Source organism: Methanobrevibacter sp., assembly GCF_045120835.1.
Lineage (GTDB): Archaea > Methanobacteriota > Methanobacteria > Methanobacteriales > Methanobacteriaceae > Methanocatella.
Genome location: NZ_JBGVFE010000002.1, coordinates 20552 through 27500 on the forward strand (window position 1 = coordinate 20552; position 6949 = coordinate 27500).

7 protein-coding genes are annotated in these 6949 nt (G+C 35.0%); all 7 read left to right on the forward strand.

The features are described from left to right. Positions 1-11: 11 nt before the first annotated feature. The 7 genes from eif1A (at position 12) to ACJMLO_RS00290 (ending at position 6926) form a co-directional block, all read left to right on the forward strand. Entirely contained in the window at positions 12-317 is a 306-nt protein-coding gene (gene eif1A, locus ACJMLO_RS00260) for a translation initiation factor eIF-1A (RefSeq protein WP_292600781.1), read from the forward strand. A gap of 27 nt (positions 318-344) precedes the next feature. After that, a complete protein-coding gene (locus ACJMLO_RS00265; protein ID WP_405292764.1) occupies positions 345-1118 on the forward strand; it encodes a serine protein kinase RIO in 774 nt (257 codons plus the stop codon). A gap of 135 nt (positions 1119-1253) precedes the next feature. After that, positions 1254-2579, forward strand: coding sequence for a KamA family radical SAM protein (locus ACJMLO_RS00270; RefSeq protein ID WP_405292766.1), 1326 nt, complete (start codon positions 1254-1256; stop codon positions 2577-2579). 31 nt (positions 2580-2610) lie between these two features. Continuing rightward, entirely contained in the window at positions 2611-2904 is a 294-nt protein-coding gene (locus ACJMLO_RS00275) for a hypothetical protein (RefSeq protein WP_405292768.1), read from the forward strand. A 144-nt stretch (positions 2905-3048) separates the two neighbouring features. Continuing rightward, positions 3049-3666: a KH domain-containing protein gene (locus ACJMLO_RS00280; protein WP_405292770.1), complete on the forward strand. Its 618-nt coding sequence runs from the start codon at positions 3049-3051 to the stop codon at positions 3664-3666. 446 nt (positions 3667-4112) lie between these two features. Continuing rightward, positions 4113-5819: a DNA topoisomerase VI subunit B gene (gene top6B, locus ACJMLO_RS00285; RefSeq protein WP_405292772.1), complete on the forward strand. Its 1707-nt coding sequence runs from the start codon at positions 4113-4115 to the stop codon at positions 5817-5819. A 9-nt stretch (positions 5820-5828) separates the two neighbouring features. After that, on the forward strand, positions 5829-6926 hold the full coding sequence (locus ACJMLO_RS00290) for a DNA topoisomerase IV subunit A (protein WP_405292774.1): 1098 nt from the start codon (positions 5829-5831) through the stop codon (positions 6924-6926). Positions 6927-6949: the final 23 nt, after the last annotated feature.

Genomic DNA, 6949 nt, shown 5'->3' on the forward strand with positions numbered 1-6949 from the left:
GAGGAGAGTATTTGTCTAAGCCTAATAACAACCAACAACAAGAATATAGAAGAGTAAGGACTCCTAAAAAAGGAGAAATACCTGGCGTAGTTGAACAAATTATGGGACACGGAAAATTAAAAGTCCGTTGTGCTGATGGACATATTAGAATGACCAGAATTCCTGGAAAAATGAAAAAACGTATCTGGATTCGTGAAGGAGATGTCATTCTAGTAAAACCTTGGGATTTCCAATCTGATGAAAAGGCAGATGTAATTTGGAGATACACAAAAACCGAGTCCAACTGGCTTGAAAGAAAAGGCTACTTAAAAATGTAGTCTTAGCATTTATTTTTTTTGATTTTGATGGATCCTAAAGTAGCTAAAGCAGATGCAAAGCACGAAAAAATTCATTCCGAAAAGCGAAGAAAAGACAATTCTGAACGAAAGACCGGAAATGAAATTTTTGACAAAATTACTTTAGAAACATTATACAAATTAGCCAATCAGGGATTCATTGACATTTTAAATGGTGCCATAAGTACCGGCAAAGAAGCCAATGTGCTTACCGGCATAACTGACGATGAAAAATTCGTTGCAGTTAAAATTTATAGGATTGCAACATCTGATTTTAAAAAAATGGATTATTACCTTAAAGGAGATCCGAGATTTAACGTCAAAACAAAAAATAAAAGAAAAATCATCTATTCCTGGGTTACAAAAGAGTTTAAAAACTTAACTCGCTTACACAATGCCGGAGTTAATGTTCCAAAACCAATTACCAGTTCAAATAATGTTTTATTGATTGAATTCATTGGAGATGAGGATGGAAACCCTGCCCAACCAGTGAGAAACCAACCTCCACAAAACCCGGATGAATTTTGGAATATTCTATTGGTTGAGCTAAAAAGATTTGTAAATGAAGCAAAATTAGTTCATGGGGATTTATCAAATTATAATATCCTGAATTTAGATGAAAAACCGGTAATCATTGACGTTTCACAATCCGTAGTATTGGATAATCCGATTTCAAAGGAATTACTCGAAAGAGACATTAACACGCTTGTAAAGGAATATAGCAAACTTGGTGTTAAAACCAGCTTTGAAGAAGTCTGGGAATATATCGCTCCAAAGTTTTAGACAACTTGAAGAAATGATTATTTTCTTATTTTAATTGGTTAAGCGAAAAAACGGTGAAATAAATTAATTCCACTGGAAGTGACTTTTTAATATTTCTTTCATGATTTTTTCAAATATCTATTCGCAAACCATGAAATGTTTGGTCAAAACATCACCAAAAAAAGGTTGCTAAAACAAAAAACATATTTAACTAAACAAAATATAATTATATTATACTTAAATTATTATAATGGAGTCGATAGTATAAACATCAATAGAAAAAAATCATTAATTCGTTCAGAAGAACTAGATAAAATCGCTATTGATGATATAATACATAAATCAGAAGTCAGAACTGGATTTAGCGGATTTTCTAAAAGATTATATCTCAACAATAAAAATAAAATTCTAAAAGAACTTAATGCAAACGAAAAGGATTGGAACGACTATAAATGGCAATTAAAAAATCGTATTAGTGATGTAGACGAGCTTGCAAAATATGTTGACCTTACAGATGAGGAATATGAAAATATAAAAATGGTTAGTGAAAAATACAGATTTGCAATAACTCCCTATTACTTTTCACTGATTGATTTTGACAATCCTCATTGTCCAATAAGGTTACAGTCAATTCCTGACATTAAGGAATTCGATGAATCCGGACAATTGGATCCGATGAACGAAGAGCAGTCAAATCCTTCAGGAAAAATCACCAGAAGATATCCCAACAAACTGATTATTAACGTTACCAATGCCTGCCCAATGTTTTGCAGGCACTGCCAACGCCGAAGATTAATAGGCAACTTTGACAAGCATACATCCAAGCAAGACATTGATGAATCAATAGACTTCATAAAAAATAACCCTACAATAAGGGAAGTGTTGGTTACCGGAGGCGACGCATTGCTATTATCCAATAGCAGATTAGAATACATATTTGATAAGCTATCCCATATTGACCATGTTGAAATAATCCGCATAGGTACAAGAACATTGGTAACTCTTCCATTCAGGATTGATGAAGATTTGGCTCTGCTGCTTAGAAAATATAGGGTTCAGCTTTCAACACATTTCAATCATGCATGTGAGATTACACCGGAAGCCGTCAGGGCAATTGACATATTGGTCGACAATGGAGTTCTCGTAAGAAATCAGATGGTATTGTTGCATAATATCAATGACGACAAATATTGCATTCAAAAAACCAATGAAGAATTGCAGAAGTATCGTGTAATTCCATATTACCTGTTCCACCCAAAAGATGTTAAAAGCACAAGACATTTTCAGGTCGACATCTCCAAAGGCCTGGAAATCATGAAGCATCTGGAAGGCAGAACAAGCGGCATGTGCAAACCGACATACGTATACAATTCTCCTCTTGGCCTTGGTAAAGTGCCTTTAGTGCCGATGGAAAATATTGAACCGGATGAAAACGGATACAAATTCACAACATGGGAAAATAAAATAATTAAAAAAGAGTAACACACTTTTACAGAATATGGAGGAAAATAACATGATTACACCTGAAGAAAAAGAGAAAATCAAAGAAGAGATAGTAACCAAAGTAAACACCGTTTTAGAAAAGAACAACGAGTCATTCAGAATGGACAAAGTAAATGTCCTGAATAAAAATGAAACTGTTAAATTCATGGGAAATTATAGGGTTTACGACAGAAAAAACTACCACTCCGTTTCAAGTGAGATCAATACTTTCTTAAAGAAATACGGAGATGTCGACATAAAATCTAAAAAAATACGTGACAGCGGCATGAAATTTACAACCGTAAGTTTCAATTTCGAGCTATAGAAATTTTACGAAACTTCAATATTTTTTATTAGATAATCAGAATTCGACAATTTCTATTGGAAACTAATCTTCATAACAATTTCGCATATAATCAAAATATTTAAACATTTTAAATTAAATAACTATTATCAATAAGGTGATATTATGCCAGAAACAGATTATTTGAAAATACCTCAAAACAGAGTGGGGGCATTAATTGGAAGCAATGGGAATGTTAAAAAATCCATTGAAAAAGCAACTGGAACCATACTAGACATTGATAGTGATGAAGGCACAGTTTATATCACACCAAGAGAAGATATGGAAGACCCATTAGGAGTCTGGAATGCAAATCATATTGTTAAAGCAGTGGCACGAGGGTTCAACCCAGAAGTGGCGCTTAAACTCGTTAGCGATGACATTTATCTGGAAGTAATAAGTTTACCATTATACATTGGTAAATCCAAAAAAGCCCTTGCAAGACATAAAGGCAGAATTATTGGAAAAGACGGAAAAACACGTGAAATCATAATGGAAATGGCCGAAGTTGACATGGCAATTTATGGAAAGACCGTTTCACTTATCGGTGAAATGGACAATATCCAAGTTGCAAAAGAAGCCATCGAAATGATATTGAACGGATCAAGACACAAATCCGTTTACGGATTTTTAGAGCATAAAAAAGAAGATTTGAAAATGAGAGAGTTCAAAGATCTCGTCGGAATTGATGATGATAAAATCGAATTCAGGGACGGCATTGACTTTGATGAAAAAGATTATTAGGAGAATCATCTCCTAAAAATCAAACATTAATTCTTATACGGGCAAGTCATTGATTCTCCATTCCACAAGATACCTATTTAAGATTATATTTTTCAGCTATAGTATTAGTGTTTTCAACACGCTTTCTGACTTTTACTATGTTCTGGGAAATTAAGTAAAAAAATCACAATCAAAGAAATATTCCATGTGAAATCAATTTTAATGGCACATCACTACAAAAATTAGGTTAATACTTAAAAAGTTTTATATACTTTAACCTACATATATAGATAGTGTAGTGTAAATACCATATTTTCTACATGTTTTTAAGTTATTATTTTTTTATATATTTAAACAAGATAGATAGGGTAGGGTATGAATATTACTTTTCAAATGCTCTCTCTCATTTTATTTAAATATAACCAACATAATAAATTTAAACATACCAAAAACAAGGAGGAAAAATTTTGGCTCAACAACAATTAGGAGTAGATTGGGAAGAAGATTTTCAAAGATTAACTCCATCTGAATTCTTTAGAAAAAACAAGCAGATGTTGGGATTTACAGGTAAAATCCGCTCATTAACAATCGTATTCCACGAATTGATTACAAACAGTTTCGATGCATGTGAAGAGGCCGGAATCCTGCCGGACATTGACATCGAATTGAAACGTGTTGATAAAGAACATTATATCTTAAGACATAAGGATAACGGTCCGGGAATTCCCGAAGACTATGTGATGCAAGTATACTGTATGATGTTTGCAGGTTCCAAATTCAGAAATATCCAGTCCAGAGGACAACAGGGTTTAGGTTGTAGTGGTTGTGTGCTATTATCACAAATGACTACCGGTAAACCTGCTCGCGTAATCTCCTGTTACAAAGAGGGAGGCGAAATTAAAGGCGTGAAAATGAAATTCCAGATGGATGTGAAAAACAACCGTGGAATTTTAATGGAAAGAGAAGATTATCCTGCCGAATCAACTGGTGTATGTATTGAACTGCAATTTAAAGATGTTTCCTACTCACTTGCTGAACAGGGTGCTTTTGAATACATCAGAAGAACCATGATTGGAAACCCACATGCAAAAATCACATTCAGAGATCCGTCCGGACACAAATACATATTTAAAAGAGCAGCAGACGTTGTTCCAGTTCAACCAAAAGAAGTCTTGCCTCACCCTAAAGGAGTAAGTGCAGACGATTTAATGACCATGGCTCAAAATACCGACAGCAGAAGATACAAAAGCATGTTAACATCTTCAATGTCAAGAATGTCAAATAAAAGAGCTGATGAAATCGCCGAAATGACTGGAATTGACATGAACAAACGCCCAAGAGACATGACTTTCCCAGAAGCGGAAGCAATTGTACACTGTTTCAAGAAAATGAAATTCATGGCTCCGCCAACTGACGGACTTATACCTATCGGATCCGAACAGATTGAAAAGGGTATGAAGCAGATTCTTAAACCGGAGTTTGTAGCAACAATCACAAGAAAGCCTGTAACCTATGCCGGAGGTGTTTCATTCATTATTGAAGCAGGTCTCGCTTATGGTGGAGATTCCGGAAGAGTTGTTAATGAAAAAAGAAAATCTGAAATCATGAGATTTGCTAACAGAGTCCCATTAACATTTGATGCAGGAAGCTGTGCAATTACAGAAGCTCTTAAAAGTATTGATTGGAAACGTTACGGATTAAAAGACATGGACAATACTCCATTAACTTTATTTGTTAACATTATCTCAACTCAGGTACCTTATCTTTCAACAGGTAAACAGAGTGTATCACCAGAACCTGAAATCGTTCACGAAATCAGACAGGCAAGCATGAAATTAGCTCGTAAATTACAAAAACATATAAGGGCTAAAAGAGCAGCTAAAGAAAAAGAAAAACGTTCAAAAATATTTGAAGACTATGTTCCAGTTATTATTGAAGAAGCTGCCAAACTTGGTGAAACCGGAGTTCCTGAATATCAGGAAGTGCTTGCAAAAGTAACAAAAAGGGCTCTTGCCGAGTTACTTGGTGAAAAAGTTGAAGAAGAAGAGGAAGAAGAAGAACTTGATGCTATCATCATGGAAGAAGTTGATGAATTTGGACGCAAAGTCGATGCTGGCGAATCAACACTGGATAACTTCAAAGAAGATGATATGGACGACAGTATTGAAGAGTAGGTGATTTAAATGAGTGAAGCAGAAACAAAAGAAAAATCACATAAAGAAACCAGAAAAGAATACACCTATAACAAATTAAAAGGATTGGGCCAGGAAATTATTGAAGAAATAGAAAAAAACAAAGTTCCTAGTCTTAAAATACCATCTCGTGGTACTGGAAACATTGTCTACGATAATGCTAAAAGATACTATGTATTAGGTGACAGATACGGTAGAAGATCACTGGGTAATGTAAAACAAATTAGAAAATTGGGCCAAATGGTTTATGTTGCCAATTTCTGTAAAGATTTAGTTGCTAGAGAAAAAACCGCAACCATCAGGGAGATGTATTACGTTTCTGAAGGTTGGGGAATCAGTTTTAAAACACAGCAAGAATCCAACATTGTCGGTGAAGACTTGGAAGTCAGTTTAGGTACTACCCGTGAAGATTTAGGTTTAATGCCTGAAGAAGACGGAGCATCAGTTTACGGAGACCTCACCCTTTTCGATGAAGTGGAGCTTAATGCTGCAAATGTCGGAAAATCAGGTTATACCATCTCACCAACAATTGATCAGGTAGACTTCCTTGACCACAACGTAGACAAAGTATTGGCTGTGGAAACCATGGGAATGTTTCACAGATTGGTGCAGGAAAATGCACATAAAAGATTCAATACTTTAATTGTTGGGCTTAAAGGACAAGCGGCTCGTGCAACAAGAAGATTCCTTAAAAGAGTTAACACCGAACTTAACTTACCAGTTTACATCTGTAACGACGGAGACCCTTGGGGATTCCACATTGCACAGGTAATCATTTCCGGAAGTGCAAAGTTAGCTCACGTAAATCATGATCTTGCAACTCCTGATGCAAAATTCATTGGAGTAACAGCATCCGATATCATCAATTATGATTTGCCAACCGATAAACTCAAAGACGTTGACGTTATGAGATTAAAAGAGCTTGCAAAAGACCCAAGGTATAAAGACGAATTCTGGCAAACAGAAATCAAAAAGATGCTTAAAATCGGTAAAAAAGCAGAACAGCAATCTTTCTCAAAATATGGTCTTGAATATGTAGTAGATACATATTTCCCAGCCAAATTTGAGGAAATGGAAAATCAAGCATAGTCTTGAAATTTTCCTCCTTTTTT